Below are 14,506 nucleotides of genomic sequence, written 5' to 3' on the forward strand. Positions count from 1 at the left end.
GTCTGGGTATGGCTTGCGGCGGCGCAGGGGGCCTCTATGCGACACGTCTTCGTCGTCGGGCTCGACGACTTCCATCTGCGACAGCTGCACACGCTGCCGGGCGCCGACGAGATTTACTTCCATCCGCTGTTCACCAGTGCAGAGCTGAAGCAGCAGGACGCCTTTCCCGTGGCCCGGCTGCTGGACGAGGGGCGGCGGACGCTGCGGAGCTTCCCGCAGCGCGTGGACGCGGTGATCGGCTACTGGGATTTCCCCGTGAGCACCGTGCTGCCCATCCTGCGTGCGGCGGTGGGCCTGCCGGGACCGCGCCTGGAGGCGGTGCTGCGGTGCGAGCACAAGTACTGGAGCCGGCTGAAGCAGGCGGAGGTGGCGCCGGAGCAGGTGCCGCCCTTCTGCGCCGTGGACCCCTTCGCAGAGGAGCCGCTGGGACAGTGCCGGGTGGGCTTCCCGTTCTGGCTGAAGCCGGTGAAGGCCGTGCTCTCGCACCTCGGCTTCCGCATCCGGGATGCCGACGACTTCGAGCGGGCCCTGCCCGTCATTCGGGCCAGCATCGGGCGCTATGCCGAGCCCTTTAATCTGATTCTGGAGCATGCCGCCCTGCCGCCGGAGGTGGCCGCTGTGGACGGCTGGCACTGCATCGCCGAGGGCATGATCGCCGCTCGCCACCAGGTGACCCAGGAGGGCTATGTCTGGCGTGGGGACGTGCGCGTCTACGGCACCGTGGACTCCCTGCGCACCGGGCCGGTGGGCTCCTCCTTCGACCGCTACCAGTATCCCTCCCAGCTGCCGGCCGCCGTGCAGGCGCGGATGACGGCGGTGACACAGCGGGTGATGCGCCACATCGGCTACGACATGGGGCCCTTCAACATCGAGCACTTCTGGGACCCGGCGACGGACCGGCTCTCGCTGCTGGAGATCAACACCCGCATCTCCAAGTCCCACGCGCCGTTGTTCCGGATGGTGGACGGGCAGTATCACCACCGCGTGATGCTGGACCTGGGGCTCGGCCGCGAGCCGGATTTTCCGCAGGGCCGCGGGCGCTGCAGGCTCGCCGCCAAGTTCATGCTGCGGCACTTCGAGGATGCCCGGGTGGAGCGCGTGCCGACGCCCGCGGAGATCGCGGCGGTGGAGGCGGCGGTGCCCTGCACCCGCATTCTGATGGAGGTGGCGGCGGGCGAGCGGCTGTCGGACCTGCGCGACCAGGACAGCTACAGCTATGAGCTGGCGACGCTGTTCATCGGCGCCGACTCCAATGCCGAGCTGGAGGTCCGTTACCGGGAGTGCCTGGCCCGGCTGCCGCTGGTGCTGGCGCCGGTGCAGGGTCGCGGAGACGGGGCGTCTGAACTGGGCGCCTGAACTGGGCGCCAGAACTGGGCGCCAGAACTGGGCGCCAGAACTGGGCTGCCGAACGGCGAGGGCAGCGGTCGGGCGGCGCTCCCGGCACCGCGCCATTCACTTATCATGCCTTTTGCTTCGGGGGCTTAGAGAACAACCAGGAGACCGTCTATGAAGTATGCCCCAATGCTCTTGCTGTCATTGTCTCTGCCGTTGCTGCTGCTCGGCTGCGCGAACATGGACAAGTCCGAGCAGCGCATGGTGTCCGGCGCCGCCATCGGCGGCGTGGTCGGCGGGCCCATCGGCGCGGGGGTCGGCGCCGGCATCGGCTATATCGTGGACCGGAGTGAGGAGGACTGACACCCCGGGATGCTGAGCCGCCTGCGACTGCGACTGCCGGGCGCGACGATCGCGCCCACGGCGAGCCCCTCCAACCGTCATAAGATCGTCGCATTCCTCCGGTAGTCTGTCCGCCGCCGGCTGACGGCAACAGATCCAAGCACCCCGGGGGGCACAGTATGCAGACCTTCGCGCGCAGCGTCCTCGCCGCCGGCATCGCAGCCGCCGGCGTTTTCTCGATGACGGCCGTACAGGCCGCACCCTTCGTAAGCTTCAACAAGGTCTGGACGCACTTTGCGTCCATCTCACAGAGTGAGCCTCAGGCCGACGTGTTCGATGAGAGCGCGGCGGAGATCGTCGCGTATGACCCGGACACGCAGCGCGTCTTCGTGGTCAACGGGGATGTCGACCGCGTCGACGTGCTCGATGCCGATGACGGCGCTTTCCTCGGTTTCCTCGATGTGTCGGGCTTCGGCGGCCCCAACAGCGTTGCGGTGAAGAACGGCATCGTCGCCGTCGCCGTGGAGGACGGCACCAGCGCCCAGGCCGACGGCAATGTGGTGTTCTTCGACGCCGCCGATGCCGGTATCGGCACGGGCGGCACGAGCACCGCCGCTGTCCCCGTCGGCCCCTTGCCGGACATGGTGACCTTTACGCCCGACGGCTCCAAGGTCCTCGTCGCGAATGAGGGTGAGCCCGACTTCTACGGGCAGGACGGCACCGATCCCGAGGGCAGCATCTCCATCGTCGACATCTCCGGTGGCGTCGGCGGCGCGTCCGTGAGCACCGCGGGCTTCACCGGCTTCAACAAGCCGGACCTTGTCACCGACGGCGTGCGCATCACGGGGCCCGGTACCGGCGGCGCCAGCGAGGCTACCGCGGCCCAGGATATCGAGCCCGAGTACATCGCTGTCTCCGAGGATGGCAGCAAGGCCTATGTGACCCTGCAGGAGAACAACGCCGTCGCTGTGGTGGACATCGATTCGGCCACGATCGAAGAGGTCCGCTCCCTCGGCTTCAAGGACCACGGCGTCGATGGCAACGGGCTCGACGCGAGCGACCGCGACAACATGATCAATATCCGCACCTGGGACAACGTCAAGGGCATGCCCATGCCGGACTCCATCGGCGCCTACACCGCCGGCGGCAAGACGTACTACGTCACGGCGAACGAGGGCGACGCGCGTGAGTACGACGTCCCTGCGGGCTCGACGGGGATTGATTACACCGACGAGACTCGGGTCAAGGATGTCACGCTCGGCGCCGGCTTCCCCGCGAATGCGCAGGACGATGATCAGCTGGGCCGGCTCCAGATGAGCAGCGTCGATCTCGACGGCTCGACGCCGACCACCTACGACGAGATCATGAGCTTCGGCACCCGCTCCTTCTCCATTTGGGACGGCGAGACCGGCGACCTGATCTGGGACAGCGGGGACTTCTTCGAGCAGCTCACGGCCGGCCTGGTGCTGACCGACCAAGACGGCAACCCGGTGTTCAACTCAGATAACGACGGCAACGACAGCTTCGACAGCCGCTCCGACGCCAAGGGGCCGGAGCCCGAAGCACTGGTCATCGGCCAGATTTACCACAACACCCTGGCCTTCGTCGGTCTGGAGCGCATCGGCGGCATCGTAGTGTTCGACATCACGAACCCCGCGAGCCCGATCTTCCTCGACTATCTGCTGGACCGGGATTTCACAGTCGATGCCACCACCATGGCCGCCGGCGACATCGGTCCGGAAGGTCTCTATTTCGTCACCCCCAATGAGAGTCCCTTCGGACGGTTCGGCTTGGTGGTGGCCAACGAGGTGAGCGGCACCACGTCCTGGTACAACATCCAGGTGCCGCTGCCGGCGCCGCTCCTGCTCTTCGGCGCCGGGCTGCCGCTGCTGCTGCTCGCGCGGCGGCGCTGACCGCGGCGGCGCCCGCGCCAATGCGCTTTCCGGCCCGGGAAGGGCCGGCAGCGCAGCGGCCACGCCCACCGGGGACCTGTACCGGCGGCCGGTGTGCCGCCGGGTCTGCTATAGTCCGGTGCTCACCATGACCATCGCGTCCGCGGTGCAGCGCCCCTGCCATGACCGCCCAGCCGCCCGTTCCGCCACCCCTGGAGTCCCGGCGCCAGTCCCGGCTCCAGCCCGACAGCCAGCGCCAACGCATCCTTGAGATCCTGCGCGCGGCGCGCCTGCTGCCGCCCCTGCTGGGTGTGGCGGTGACGCTGGTGGTGGCGCTGGTGCTGCTGCTGGTGAACATGGCGGTGCCGGGGCTCGCCTGGCCCAAGCTCGTCTGCCTCGCCTTCCTCGCCATGGGCCTGTCCGCGGCGGTGCTGACAGCGTATCGGCTCAAGACCCAGCTGCTGCAGCCGCTGGTGAATCTGGAGGAATCCGTCTCCCGCGTCTGTCAGGGTGAGCCCGGGGCCAGCCGCGCGCTGGCCAATGCCGGCGTGCTGGAGACCATGGCCCGCGGCATCGGCAGCCTCAACGCGGAGCTGACGGACCTCTACGAAGACATGGACAGCCGCGTCGCCCGCCAGACCCAGCGCCTGGCGCAGAAGACCGCCTCGCTCAAGATTCTCTACGACGTCGCCGCCGAGATCACCCGCGCCGATACGCTGGAAGAGCTGCTGCTGCACTTCCTGCGCGTGCTGAAAGAGATGGTCAACGGCCGCGCCGCCACGGTGCGCGTGGTGGCGGCGGACGGCGAGATGCGGCTGGTGGGCTCCATCGGGCTCGATGACGACCTGGTGCGCCAGCAGGACATGCAGCCGGTGGAGCTCTGCCTCTGCGGCACCGTGCTCTGCCCCGGCGAGATCGTCTGCGACAACGACCTGCGCTACTGCTCCCGCGTCTACGGCCGGCGCATGCTCGCAAGCGATGCGGTGGAAGTCGTCACCGTGCCGCTCAAGCACCACGACGAGCTGCTGGGCGCCTACAGCATCTTCGTGGACCGCCCGGGGCTGCGCGAGCGCGAAGACATCCTGGAGCTGCTCAGTACCATCGGCCAGCACATCGGCGTGGCGCTCGCCAAGCACCGCTCCGACGTCGAGGCCCGGCGCCTGTCCATCGTGGAGGAGCGGGCCTCCCTGGCGCACGAGCTGCACGACTCCCTGGCGCAGACGCTCGCGAGCCTGAAGCTCCAGGTGCGCATGCTGGGCGATGCCCTGCGCGATGCCGACGTGGCGCCGCAGGCCCGGGCGGACCTGAGCCGCATCCGAAACGGCATCGACGAGGCCCACGGCGAGCTGCGTGAGCTGCTCGCGAGCTTCCGCGCGCCCATGGACCGCCGCGGCCTCATCCCCACCCTGGAGGACCTGATCCGCCGCTTCGGCCAGCAGAGCGGCATCCATGCCGTGCTGCAGCTGAACTGCCGGCCCTTCGAGGTGACGCCGACGGAGGAGATGCAGCTGGTGCGCATCGTCCAGGAGACCCTCACCAATGTGCGCAAGCACGCCGACGCGCAGACGGTGCGGGTGCTGCTGACGCGGGAGCAGTCGGGCGACTATGTGCTCTTGGTGGAGGACGACGGCGTCGGCTTCAGCGCCCGGCGCAAGGCCGCCAGCCGGCCCGGCGAGCACATCGGCCTGTCCATCCTGGAGGAGCGGGCGCGGCGCATCGGCGCACGGCTGGACATCGAAAGCGAGCCGGGCGAGGGCACACGGGTGGAGGTCACCTTCACCGCCGGACGCACCGGCCGGGCACCCTTCACCGAGCAGGCCGCCTGATGCGCGTGCTGCTCATCGACGACCATGCCCTGTTCCGGGTGGGCCTGCTGGAGCTGCTGGAGCGCCGCGGCATCGAAGTGGTGGACGCCGTGGGCGACTGCGACGTGGGGCTCAGGCTCACCCGTGACTGTGCGCCGGACGTGGTGCTGCTGGACCTGCGCATGCCGGGTCCGGGCGGGATCGAAATCCTGAAGCAGATCCGCAGCGAGGGCCTGGACCGGCGGGTGGCCATGCTCACCACCAGCACCGATGAGCAGGACCTCATCGCCTCGCTGCAGGCGGGCGCCAACGGCTATCTGCTGAAGGACATGGAGCCGGACGAGCTGGTGGCGGCATTGTCGGACATCGTCGCCGGCAAGACCGTGGTGGCGCCGGAGCTCACCGGTGTGCTGGCCCGCGCCGTGCGCCAGGAGCCGGAGCCGGCGGCGCCGGCCCAGCCGGTGCTCTCGGAGCTGACGCCGCGGGAGCAGGAGATCCTCTGCCATCTGGCGGCGGGGCAGAGCAACAAGGCCATCGCGCGGGAGCTCGGCATCTCGGACGGCACCGTGAAGCTGCACGTCAAGGCGATCCTGCGCAAGCTCCAGGTGCACTCGCGGGTGGAGGCAGCCGTCATGGCGGTGGAGCAGGGGCTCTGCGCGCGGGCCTGATGCAGGTCGCCGGCCCGCGGGCGCGATTGACGATCGTGGACGCATCCCAGGGCAGCGCTCGGGTATAACGCCCGCGGTCAAATGCCAAGCATCGGGAGAACGCCATGAAGAACTTTCTGGAGCTGATCCGCAACTGCCTGACGGACGTGCGCGAGATCATGCCCTGGGACCTGGAGGAGCGCCTTGCGGAGAACCCGGACCTGCTGGTGGTGGACGTGCGCGAGCCGGACGAGTACGCCGCCATGCACATCGAGGGCTCCATCAACGTCCCCCGCGGCATCCTGGAATCCGCCTGCGAGTGGGATTACGAAGAAACAGAGCCGGAGCTGGTGCGCGCCCGGGACCGGGAGATTGTCGTCGTCTGCCGCTCAGGCTATCGCAGCGTGCTCGCGGCCAACTCCATGCAGGTGCTGGGCTACGAGAACGTCGCCTCGCTCAAGACCGGGCTGCGCGGCTGGAAGGACTACGAGCAGCCGCTCGTGGACGCGGAGGGCCAGGACGTGGATCTCGACGACGCCGATGTCTACTTCACCCCCAAGCTCCGCCCCGAGCAGCAGCGGCCGAAGGGCGCCGGAGCCGGCTGAGACGGCGCTCCGAGGTCAGGCTTGCGTGTCGGGGCTCGGGGGTTACGGTCTAACAGTGCAGGAGTGCAAAAGTGCAGGAGTGCAGGACCCGCAACATACAATTTCGCACTTCTGCACTTCCCAGCATCGCAGTCAGGCCTGTCCGAACGCCGGCCCTCGTGCTGCCGTGGAACCCACAGTCCGCCCGATCACTCCCCCGTCGCCAGATAGGCCAGCGTATCCGGATCGAACGGCTTCGGCGCGATGCCTAAGGGCGTGAAGCCGTCCTCCACACAGGTGTTGCCGCCGAGCAGCATGGTGAGCTGATCCCGGGTCACCGGGAACCAGTCGAAGCGCCCCATCACCGAGGCCACCGGGCCGATGACCATCACCGGTGCCGGCAGCATCAGTTTCTTTTTACCCGAAGCCGCGGCAATTCCGGAGAGGATCTGCTTCCAGCTCCAGGCATCCGGTCCGCACAGCTCCAGGGTCTGGCCGATGCTCTCGGGGGTCTCCAGGGCCTTGGCGAAGGCCGCCGCGACGTCCTCCACATGCACCGGCCCGAGCTCGAAGGCGCCGGCATCCGTGGGCAGCAGTCCTTCGTAGAACAGGGGCGCGGGCATGGGGCTGTCGATGAGCTCCTGCTTGAGCTGGGTGCAGAATTCCATGCGCCCCCGCGGTGGGCCGAAGATCACCGACGGCCGGAAGATGGTCCAGTCCAGGGGCGAGGCCTTCAGCGCCTCTTCGGCGGCGAGCTTGGTGGTCTGGTATGGGGTGGCGGCGGCATCGATGCCGTTGGCACTCATGAGCAGGAAGCGCCTGGCGCCCGCTGCTTCGGCCACGGCGATGGCCCGCTCGGCGCCGCGGCGCTGGAGCGCATCGAAGGTGATGCCCTGGCTCGGCTGCTCGCGCAGGATTCCGATGAGATACACGGCCGCATCACAGCCCTCGAAGCAGGCACGCACGGCCGCCTCGTCGCCCACGTCGCCGGTGACCGCCTCCACCGCGGGCAGCTCCGGCAGCTTGTGCTCGCTGCCGGGGCGCATCAGCACCCGGAGGCTGTGGCCGCCTGCCGCGAGTGCGTCCAGGACGTAACTGCCGACGAATCCAGTGCCGCCGATGATGCCGATCTTCATGGGAGCCCTCTTTAGGCTGATTCGGGGTGGGTCGGGTGTCGATGGAGCCGCTGGGGGCTGCGGTGGTACGTCGCAGCGCCGGTCGGCCGCTCTGACCTGCTCCCGAGGTGCGGCACTTCGTTGCGGATTTCACCCCCGCGCAAGGGTGGGGCGATCAGTGTTGTCCAGAAGATGTCGCGTCGAAAGGGCGTTTGTACCGATCATGTAAATGCATAATGCGCCCTGATGGGCTTCTTGCATAACTTCTGTCCGGCGTCATGTGCTTCAGCTCACTGAACCGCAGCAAGAGGATTATGAGTCATGTCGAAGCACTATCTGATCGTTGGCGCCAGCTCCGGCATCGGCGCAGCGTTGCTTGAAACCCTGGTGGCCCAGGGTGCGGCCGTGACGCACCTGTCCCGCGCGCCCGAGCGCGCACCGGACCTGCCGGGCACGACGGGCGTGCGCTGGGATCTGCAGGCCGAGCCGTTCCCGGCGGATGCGCTGCCGGACCGCCTTGATGGTATGGCCTACTGCCCCGGTGGCATCCGGCTCAAGCCCTTCGAGCGGCTCAAGGAGCAGGACTTCAACGCGGAGTGGGAGCTGAACCTGCTCGGCGCCGTGCGCAGCCTTAAGGGCGCCCTGCCGGCGCTCAAGCGCAGCGAGGCGGCATCGGTGCTGTTGTTCAGCACGGTGGCGGTGCAGACGGGCATGCCCTTCCATGCCGCGGTGGCGGCGGCAAAGGGTGCGGTGGAGGGGCTGACGCGCTCGCTCGCCGCGGAGCTCGCGCCCAGAATCCGCGTCAACGCCATTGCGCCGACCTTGACGGACACGCCCCTGGCGGAGCGCCTGCTGGGCTCTGACGACAAACGCCGCGCAGCCGCAGAGCGGCATCCGCTCAAGCGCGTGAATGATGCGCAGGATGTGGCACGCACCGGCGCCTGGCTGCTTGCGGATGCGCCCTCGGTGACCGGTCAGGTCATCGCGGTGGATGCTGGCCTCTCCGGCGTGCGCCTGTTCTGATGCCGGCGGGCCGCCGGTGCGCCCGGCGGCACCGCGCGCAGCCGCAAGCGTCGAGGTACGCCGCGCGGGGAATCAGGTGCCGGTGGCACGCAGTGCGTCTGCGGCGCCGGCCTTGCCGAGACTGCGGATGCGCAATCGGCGCAGCTTCGTCCGCAGCCCGGTGAACGCCGTGTCGATGGACTCCTCGGCCTTCTTGTGGGCCTCCCGCACAATGATCTGGCGCTTGGCGGACAGGTTGGCGACCAGCTCGCAACGCACGCGGTGGCCCCTCACCTGGTCGAACTCTTCCGCGATCTTGACCTGAAGGTCCAGTTGTTGATCCGGTGCCGCTTTGCCGAGCTCGGTTGCGAGCCGATTGATGCGGCGAACCAGCTTGCGATCCAGGGCAAGCATGTCTCCTGTGATTCGTACGCTCATTCACTACCTCGTTGTGATGCGTAGAGCGGTCCCGGCGTTGCCGGGCAAGGCTTGCAGGCCGATTGGCCTGATGACGTGGGAGGGTCTGGATGGGGGTGCGCTGCCGTCGGTGTGCCCACGTGAGCCTGTCGGGCGGCAGCGCGTCGATGCGCCGACCCACCAGCCCCGGCTGCGGGGCAGCCGGGCTTGCCGGCCGTCCAGCAACCCGCCGCCGCAGCCGCAGAGGCCGGCCCGGGGGGGGAGATCCTCGCGGCTGCGGTGACCAGTTGAATCGTACTGGGTCGAATCGAACTGGGTCGAATCGAACTGGGTCGAATCGAACTGGGTCGAATCGAACTGGGTCGAATCGTACTGGGTCGAATCGTACTGGGTCGAATCGTACTGGGTCGAATCGTACTGGGTCGAATCGTACTGGGGTGAATCGAACTGGGGCTCGTGCAACGGCGGTGCTTCCGAATGGTGCGGACCCAGCGGGCCGGTCGAACCATGCTGTGGCTGATTGCGCTTTGGTGTGCCGGGCGCGTGTCTGGTCGGTGGTGCCTTCCGCTGCGCCGCTGTGCCTGCGCTTTCAATACAGGGGCAGTCACACACCGCATCGGCGGCCTGTGCGGCAGCAGTGGCTGTGCGCTGGACCGACTGTCTTCGCGATGCCCGTCAATGGCCCCGGTGCCTTCTGCGACACATCGGGGACAGGAGCGATTCGGTGTCGGGGGCGTTCGGGCTGCGAGCGGGGAGACGCTGAGGCCAGCGTTGCAACCTGAACAACTCGCCTGACGATAGCACAAGTTTCGCGCCGCGTCGCCACCCTGACAGCTTCGGCTGCGACATGCGCCAGTTCGGCACAGCCCAGGCCGATTTCAACCCGCGCCCGGCGGCGCATCGCAAAGGCGAGCCGCGGGTCCGGCTCAGGTGTCCGGCGATGGGTGCGCGCGGACACCGCAACCGCAGCGGGGGTGGCTTTGTCTGCATCTTTCGCGGGGTTTTACGGGCCCGTGATTGGCGAACTTTCCGCGGCGCCCCGGCTCCAATCCCGCGAGCTTCGTTGAAGCTCTCTGACTCCTTGTCGTGTTCCCCCGCCCTCGGGCGGGGTTTTTTTTTGCGCCTGGGCCGGCGCTCATCCGGACGCGGCGGCTGAGGCCGCCCTCTGCGCCAGCCTCTGCACGGCTCTGTCCATGGCTGCGACCGCCGGCTGACCCGGCTTCGCCGTGGCTTTGCTTAGAATGGCGTCCAGCCCCGGTGGCCGCTCAGCTGCAACCCGGTCACACCGTCCTGCAACGCGCGACAAGCACCCCGCGACTCGGGCACACCGATGCCGGAAGGTGACACGATCCACAAGGTGGCCGCGTATCTGGACGCGGCGCTCCGCGGTTGTGCGGTCACCGCCGTGCGCCTGCACCCGGCGTTCGGGCCATCAGCAGGGCCGCGCCGCGTCGCGCGCGTCGCGAGCGAGGGCAAGCATCTGTTCGTCACCTTCGACGACGGCACCGAGCTGCGCAGCCATCTCGGCATGTACGGCGCCTGGCACACCTATCCGCGGGGTGCCGACTGGCGCAAGCCCCGGCGGCAGGCGTCTTTGGTCATCAGTACCGACAGGCAGGACTTTGTCTGCTTCAATGCCAAAGAGGTCCAGTGGCTGCGCCTGCATGGCTTCCGCCGTGCGGATCAGGGTGCACGCCTCGGCGCCGACCTGATTCGCGACGGGCTGGAGCCCAGGGAGCTGTTGGGTCGCATCCGGCGCTTTTGCCCGCCGCAGACCCTGCTGGTGGACCTGCTGCTCGATCAGCGCATCGCCGCCGGCATCGGCAACGTCTACAAGTGCGAGGTGCTGTTCCTGGAGGGACGACTCCCGCCCGAGCGCCGCGTGCAGGATCTGGACGACGACGCATTGCTGGCGCTGTACCGGCGCGCCGCAGCGCTGCTCGGGGAGAACCTCGGCGGCGGGCCGCGGCGCACGCGCTTCGCCGCAGACGACGGCGGTGGGCTCTGGGTCTATGGTCGCGCCGGGCTGCCGTGCCGGCGCTGCGGGGCGCCGGTGCGTCGCGCCAAGCTGGGCATACTGCCGCGCTCCACCTACTGGTGCGAGCGCTGCCAGGGCTGAGCAGTTGGTCCATCACGCAGCACGCCGCCGGGCAGTGGGTGCCGATGGTCCGCCATGCCGGTGTTGCGTCCAATGAGACCATCCCAATGATGCCTGTCAACCAAGGCGCACACGTTTGCGTCAGTTCCGTTCAAGGAGCCGCACCATGAGCCTGACCCTCGGTTTCCACGTCATCGCCGGCCTCGCGCTGGCGCTCGCCTTCGGTGGCATGACCTTCTTCTCCGCGGTCATGGCGCCGCTGGTGTTCACGAAGCTGCCCTTCGAGACCGCGGGCGGCTTCATCCGCCAGGTCTTCCCCTGGTACTACCTGAGCATCGGCATCGTCTCGGCGGTGGCTGCGCTGACGCTGCTGCTCGGTGCCCAGCACTGGGCCGCGCTCATGGCGGCGCTGGTGGCGGTGGGCTTCTGGGTGGCCCGCCAGGTGCTGATGCCGCGCATCAACGCGGCGCGCGACGGCGGCGAGCACGCGCTGTTCAACCGGCTGCACCGCGTCAGCGTCATGATCAACGGCGTCCAGTGGCTCTTGCTCGCGGCGGCGCTGGTGCTGGTGTTGTTGTGAGGTGCCTGCTGTGTGACGGCGTCGCGGCCGCGGGCCTGTCGTCCTCGGTGGCGGCATGACCACAGGCGGGGGCTCCACGCAGGCGGTGGCGCATCGGCATGGGCTCAGGGAATGGCTGAGCCTGCTGGCGCTGACGGCCATGTGGGGCTCGTCCTTCCTGTTCACGAAGATTGCGGTGACGGCGCTGCCGGCGGAGACGGTGGTGACGGTGCGGCTCGTCATCGCCGCGGTGGTGCTGGTGCTGCTGGCCCGGCTGTTGGGGCGGGCGCTGCCGCGCGGCGGGCGGCTGTGGTTGTTCTTCGGCCTGATCGCGGTGGTGGGGAACCTGCTGCCTTTCTCCCTCATCACCTGGGGGCAGCGCGCCATCGACAGCGGGCTTGCGGGGATCCTGATGGCGGTGATGCCGCTTGCGACCCTGGGGCTCGCGCACCTGTTCGTGCCCGGCGAGCGGCTCACCGGCAACCGGGTGGCGGGGTTTCTGCTGGGCTTTGTCGGCGTGGTGGTGCTGATCGGGCCGGAGGCGCTGCTCGCCGTCGGCGGTGCCGACGGGCCGCTGGTGCCGATGCTGGCGGTGCTGGCGGGGGCGCTCTGCTACGGCACCTCGGCGATCCTGGCGCGGCTGCGCCCGCCGAGCGATGCGCTGTCGACGGCGGCGGCCACCATCGGCATTGCCGCGCTCCTGTCGATGGCGGTGGGGCTGCCCGGTGCATCCGCAGACGCCGCGCTACCCGCCGTCACCGACCTCGGCCCGCGTGTGCTCGGGGCGCTGCTGTTCCTGGGGCTCTTCTCGACGGCCACCGCGATGGTGGTCTACTTCCGGCTCATCCGCACCGCGGGGCCGTCGTTCACGTCGCAGCTCAACTATCTCATTCCGCTGTGGGCGGTGGCAGTCGGCGTGGTATTCCTCGGCGAAGAGCCGACGCTCGGGCATCTGCTGGGGCTGGTGCTGATCCTGGCCGGCATTCTCTGGTCGCGGCGGCCGCCGCCGCGGGCGCCGGAGCCCGTGGGGATGCCTACTCGAACAGGTCGCGGAAGGCCTTGCTGAAGCCCCTGCAGGCATGCCAGTCGGCCTTGTCCATGGCCGCGTCGGTGACCCCCGCGGTTCTCCTTCTGCTCACCCATAAGCTGCTGGATCTCGAAGCCTGTTGCGCTTCGACTCTGTGCCCGAGACCGGCGAGGCGAACCTGAACGGGCTGCTGTCCGCACAGCCGGGATGGGCGCCAGCGGAATCCGGGCACGGCGTCACCAGCACGGAGGCGTCAAGGGGCTACGGCAACCCCTGGATTCCGCTGCGCTGCATCCAGGCTGCAACGTCTCCGCTCATCGAAGATGTGCCAGGGTCTGTGGGCGACCGCGACGCTCGGACGATCAGACTGCGTTGAATTCGACCTTGTCGTAGAGCTCGCCGAGCCTGAGCTCCACGTCGACGGCAGCGAGCGGGATGCGGTCTTCGGCGCCGATGAAGGCGGTGAACTGCCAGGTGTCGTCCGGCTGGCGCACGAACAGCTCCGCCTGCATGCGGTCCTGCGAAAGCAACAGATAGATTTGCAGGCTCGGCAGTGTCCGATAGTGGGCGAACTTGTCGCCGCGGTCGTAGGCCTCGCTGGAATCGGACAAGACCTCGACGATCAGCGTGGGATTGGTGACCACGTCGCGGCGGTCGTCGTGGAAGGCGCGCTCGCCGCAGATCACCATGGCGTCCGGGTAGGTGCCGACATTATCGGCCTTGATGCGGACTTTCAGGTCGCTCGGGTAGACGCGGCAGGGCTTGCGCTTGAGCGCGTTGCCCAGCTCGCGGACGACATTGCCGACGATCAGGTTGTGCTGCTCCGTCGCGCCGGTCATCGCGAAGACCTCGCCGGCGACGAACTCGCTGCGCTGGTCTTCGGCGGCGCGCTCGATGGCGAGCCAATCCTCGAAACTGAGCTGGGGTAGGGGCTGGGCGGTCATGTCGGCCACGCTCTGGGGTTGCGAAGCGGTTGATCGACAGTATAGCGCTGCGTGCCGGCGTCCCTGGGGAGATACCGGTTTATTGGGCATCCTGCCCAAAAATCGGACGGAACCGCTCCTGGTCTCAACCAGGGGCGGTTTCCCGGTTCATTCATTTTCAGCGCCCCGTTCCGAACAAGGCGCCGCTGAAAATGGCGGGCCATTCTGGCCCGCACGGGAAACGCCGATCAGTCGGCCTCCTGGATACCGTGCGCGTCGAGGGGGGCGCCGAAGTCCCGTAGCGCAGCCATCACGCGCCGGGCATTCGTCGCCTCGGGCTCGATGAAGAGGTCGAAGTCGCCGGTTGCCGGCGGGTACGCCGTGGGCGGCCATCGCGTGAGCACCGACGACGATGAACCGGGCGCCGGCATCGAGCAGCGCGGCGATCATGTCCTGGAAATCCGCGTTGTACTCCGGTGGCTCAGTCATCGCCCCGCGCATCGCCGGGGCGGATGACCCGCCCCGGCATCTGCTCGCGCCGGTAGTCCGGCAACGGCTTGCCGGCCATGGCCCAGGCATCGAGGCTGAGTCGCCAGACCATGGCCATGCGCTCGGCGGCGGTGGTAGCGCCGGTCAGGTCATCGTTGGGCTCCTCGCCGACCTGGTACCGGCGGATCGGCCAGTTGCGGCGTGCAACCGCCCGCGCCCGACGGCAGTCGTCCGGGTGCGCCGGGCTCGGTTGGGAATGCTCCGGTTCTTTCAT

Annotated in this window: 15 protein-coding genes; 10 read left to right on the forward strand and 5 right to left on the reverse strand. The window is 68.5% G+C overall.

The window, feature by feature from the left end; all coding sequences use genetic code 11:
• The first annotated feature begins 36 nt into the window (after nucleotides 1-36).
• From QZ607_RS11365 to QZ607_RS11390, 6 genes are all read left to right on the forward strand, one after another.
• On the forward strand, nucleotides 37-1,356 hold the full coding sequence (locus tag QZ607_RS11365; protein WP_295882736.1) for a D-alanine--D-alanine ligase: 1,320 nt from the start codon (nucleotides 37-39) through the stop codon (nucleotides 1,354-1,356).
• A gap of 150 nt (nucleotides 1,357-1,506) precedes the next feature.
• Nucleotides 1,507-1,695: a hypothetical protein gene (locus QZ607_RS11370; RefSeq protein ID WP_295882737.1), complete on the forward strand. Its 189-nt coding sequence runs from the start codon at nucleotides 1,507-1,509 to the stop codon at nucleotides 1,693-1,695.
• A gap of 158 nt (nucleotides 1,696-1,853) precedes the next feature.
• A complete protein-coding gene (locus tag QZ607_RS11375) occupies nucleotides 1,854-3,587 on the forward strand; it encodes a choice-of-anchor I family protein (protein WP_295882739.1) in 1,734 nt (577 codons plus the stop codon).
• A 161-nt stretch (nucleotides 3,588-3,748) separates the two neighbouring features.
• Nucleotides 3,749-5,392 carry an ATP-binding protein gene (locus QZ607_RS11380; RefSeq protein ID WP_295882741.1) on the forward strand — a complete coding sequence of 548 codons (1,644 nt, stop codon included), beginning with the start codon at nucleotides 3,749-3,751 and terminating at the stop codon, nucleotides 5,390-5,392.
• Nucleotides 5,392-6,039, forward strand: a complete 648-nt coding sequence (locus QZ607_RS11385) for a response regulator (RefSeq protein ID WP_295882742.1) — start codon at nucleotides 5,392-5,394, stop codon at nucleotides 6,037-6,039. The genes QZ607_RS11380 and QZ607_RS11385 overlap by 1 nt, the downstream gene beginning before the upstream one ends.
• A gap of 104 nt (nucleotides 6,040-6,143) precedes the next feature.
• A complete protein-coding gene (locus QZ607_RS11390) occupies nucleotides 6,144-6,623 on the forward strand; it encodes a rhodanese-like domain-containing protein (RefSeq protein WP_295882744.1) in 480 nt (159 codons plus the stop codon).
• A 188-nt stretch (nucleotides 6,624-6,811) separates the two neighbouring features.
• On the opposite strand, the gene QZ607_RS11395 is transcribed toward QZ607_RS11390, so the two are convergent.
• The gene (locus QZ607_RS11395) at nucleotides 6,812-7,738 is read right to left on the reverse strand and encodes an NAD(P)H-binding protein (RefSeq protein WP_295882745.1); all 927 of its coding nucleotides are present in this window, start codon (nucleotides 7,736-7,738) and stop codon (nucleotides 6,812-6,814) included.
• 300 nt (nucleotides 7,739-8,038) lie between these two features.
• Here QZ607_RS11395 and QZ607_RS11400 point away from each other — a divergent pair, with 300 nt between their 5' ends.
• Entirely contained in the window at nucleotides 8,039-8,740 is a 702-nt protein-coding gene (locus tag QZ607_RS11400) for an SDR family NAD(P)-dependent oxidoreductase (protein ID WP_295882746.1), read from the forward strand.
• Nucleotides 8,741-8,812: 72 nt separating this feature from the next.
• Here QZ607_RS11400 and QZ607_RS11405 read toward each other — a convergent pair whose 3' ends face one another.
• Entirely contained in the window at nucleotides 8,813-9,157 is a 345-nt protein-coding gene (locus QZ607_RS11405; protein ID WP_295882748.1) for an HPF/RaiA family ribosome-associated protein, read from the reverse strand.
• A 1,309-nt stretch (nucleotides 9,158-10,466) separates the two neighbouring features.
• On the opposite strand from QZ607_RS11405, the gene QZ607_RS11410 reads away from it, so the two are divergent.
• The 3 genes from QZ607_RS11410 (at nucleotide 10,467) to QZ607_RS11420 (ending at nucleotide 12,859) form a co-directional block, all read left to right on the forward strand.
• Complete coding sequence (locus QZ607_RS11410; protein WP_295882749.1) at nucleotides 10,467-11,255, forward strand: DNA-formamidopyrimidine glycosylase family protein; 789 nt, start codon at nucleotides 10,467-10,469, stop codon at nucleotides 11,253-11,255.
• Nucleotides 11,256-11,400: 145 nt separating this feature from the next.
• Nucleotides 11,401-11,814: a DUF4149 domain-containing protein gene (locus QZ607_RS11415; protein WP_295882750.1), complete on the forward strand. Its 414-nt coding sequence runs from the start codon at nucleotides 11,401-11,403 to the stop codon at nucleotides 11,812-11,814.
• Between the two features lie 55 nt (nucleotides 11,815-11,869).
• A complete protein-coding gene (locus tag QZ607_RS11420) occupies nucleotides 11,870-12,859 on the forward strand; it encodes a DMT family transporter (RefSeq protein ID WP_295882751.1) in 990 nt (329 codons plus the stop codon).
• A 323-nt stretch (nucleotides 12,860-13,182) separates the two neighbouring features.
• Here the strand turns inward: QZ607_RS11420 and QZ607_RS11425 are convergent, their stop codons facing one another.
• The 3 genes from QZ607_RS11425 to QZ607_RS11435 all read right to left on the reverse strand — a co-directional run bounded on the left by QZ607_RS11425 (nucleotide 13,183) and on the right by QZ607_RS11435 (nucleotide 14,506).
• Nucleotides 13,183-13,764 carry a Uma2 family endonuclease gene (locus tag QZ607_RS11425; RefSeq protein ID WP_295882752.1) on the reverse strand — a complete coding sequence of 194 codons (582 nt, stop codon included), beginning with the start codon at nucleotides 13,762-13,764 and terminating at the stop codon, nucleotides 13,183-13,185.
• Between the two features lie 227 nt (nucleotides 13,765-13,991).
• Nucleotides 13,992-14,147 carry a hypothetical protein gene (locus tag QZ607_RS11430; RefSeq protein ID WP_295882753.1) on the reverse strand — a complete coding sequence of 52 codons (156 nt, stop codon included), beginning with the start codon at nucleotides 14,145-14,147 and terminating at the stop codon, nucleotides 13,992-13,994.
• A 77-nt stretch (nucleotides 14,148-14,224) separates the two neighbouring features.
• On the reverse strand, nucleotides 14,225-14,506 hold the full coding sequence (locus tag QZ607_RS11435) for a hypothetical protein (protein WP_295882754.1): 282 nt from the start codon (nucleotides 14,504-14,506) through the stop codon (nucleotides 14,225-14,227).

The organism is uncultured Thiohalocapsa sp., assembly GCF_913063425.1.
In the GTDB taxonomy this organism is placed as follows: domain Bacteria; phylum Pseudomonadota; class Gammaproteobacteria; order Chromatiales; family Chromatiaceae; genus Thiohalocapsa.

Bases quoted from the DNA above. Each gene is read 5' to 3' on its own strand.
- QZ607_RS11400 (WP_295882746.1), top strand. From the start codon at position 8,039: ATGTCGAAGCACTATCTGATCGTTGGCGCCAGCTCCGGCATCGGCGCA.
- QZ607_RS11385 (WP_295882742.1), top strand. From the start codon at position 5,392: ATGCGCGTGCTGCTCATCGACGACCATGCCCTGTTCCGGGTGGGCCTG.
- QZ607_RS11410 (WP_295882749.1), top strand. From the start codon at position 10,467: ATGCCGGAAGGTGACACGATCCACAAGGTGGCCGCGTATCTGGACGCG.
- QZ607_RS11425 (WP_295882752.1), bottom strand. From the start codon at position 13,764: ATGACCGCCCAGCCCCTACCCCAGCTCAGTTTCGAGGATTGGCTCGCC.
- QZ607_RS11405 (WP_295882748.1), bottom strand. From the start codon at position 9,157: ATGAGCGTACGAATCACAGGAGACATGCTTGCCCTGGATCGCAAGCTG.
- QZ607_RS11390 (WP_295882744.1), top strand. From the start codon at position 6,144: ATGAAGAACTTTCTGGAGCTGATCCGCAACTGCCTGACGGACGTGCGC.
- QZ607_RS11375 (WP_295882739.1), top strand. From the start codon at position 1,854: ATGCAGACCTTCGCGCGCAGCGTCCTCGCCGCCGGCATCGCAGCCGCC.
- QZ607_RS11370 (WP_295882737.1), top strand. From the start codon at position 1,507: ATGAAGTATGCCCCAATGCTCTTGCTGTCATTGTCTCTGCCGTTGCTG.
- QZ607_RS11380 (WP_295882741.1), top strand. From the start codon at position 3,749: ATGACCGCCCAGCCGCCCGTTCCGCCACCCCTGGAGTCCCGGCGCCAG.
- QZ607_RS11435 (WP_295882754.1), bottom strand. From the start codon at position 14,506: ATGAAAGAACCGGAGCATTCCCAACCGAGCCCGGCGCACCCGGACGAC.
- QZ607_RS11365 (WP_295882736.1), top strand. From the start codon at position 37: ATGCGACACGTCTTCGTCGTCGGGCTCGACGACTTCCATCTGCGACAG.
- QZ607_RS11415 (WP_295882750.1), top strand. From the start codon at position 11,401: ATGAGCCTGACCCTCGGTTTCCACGTCATCGCCGGCCTCGCGCTGGCG.
- QZ607_RS11420 (WP_295882751.1), top strand. From the start codon at position 11,870: ATGACCACAGGCGGGGGCTCCACGCAGGCGGTGGCGCATCGGCATGGG.
- QZ607_RS11395 (WP_295882745.1), bottom strand. From the start codon at position 7,738: ATGAAGATCGGCATCATCGGCGGCACTGGATTCGTCGGCAGTTACGTC.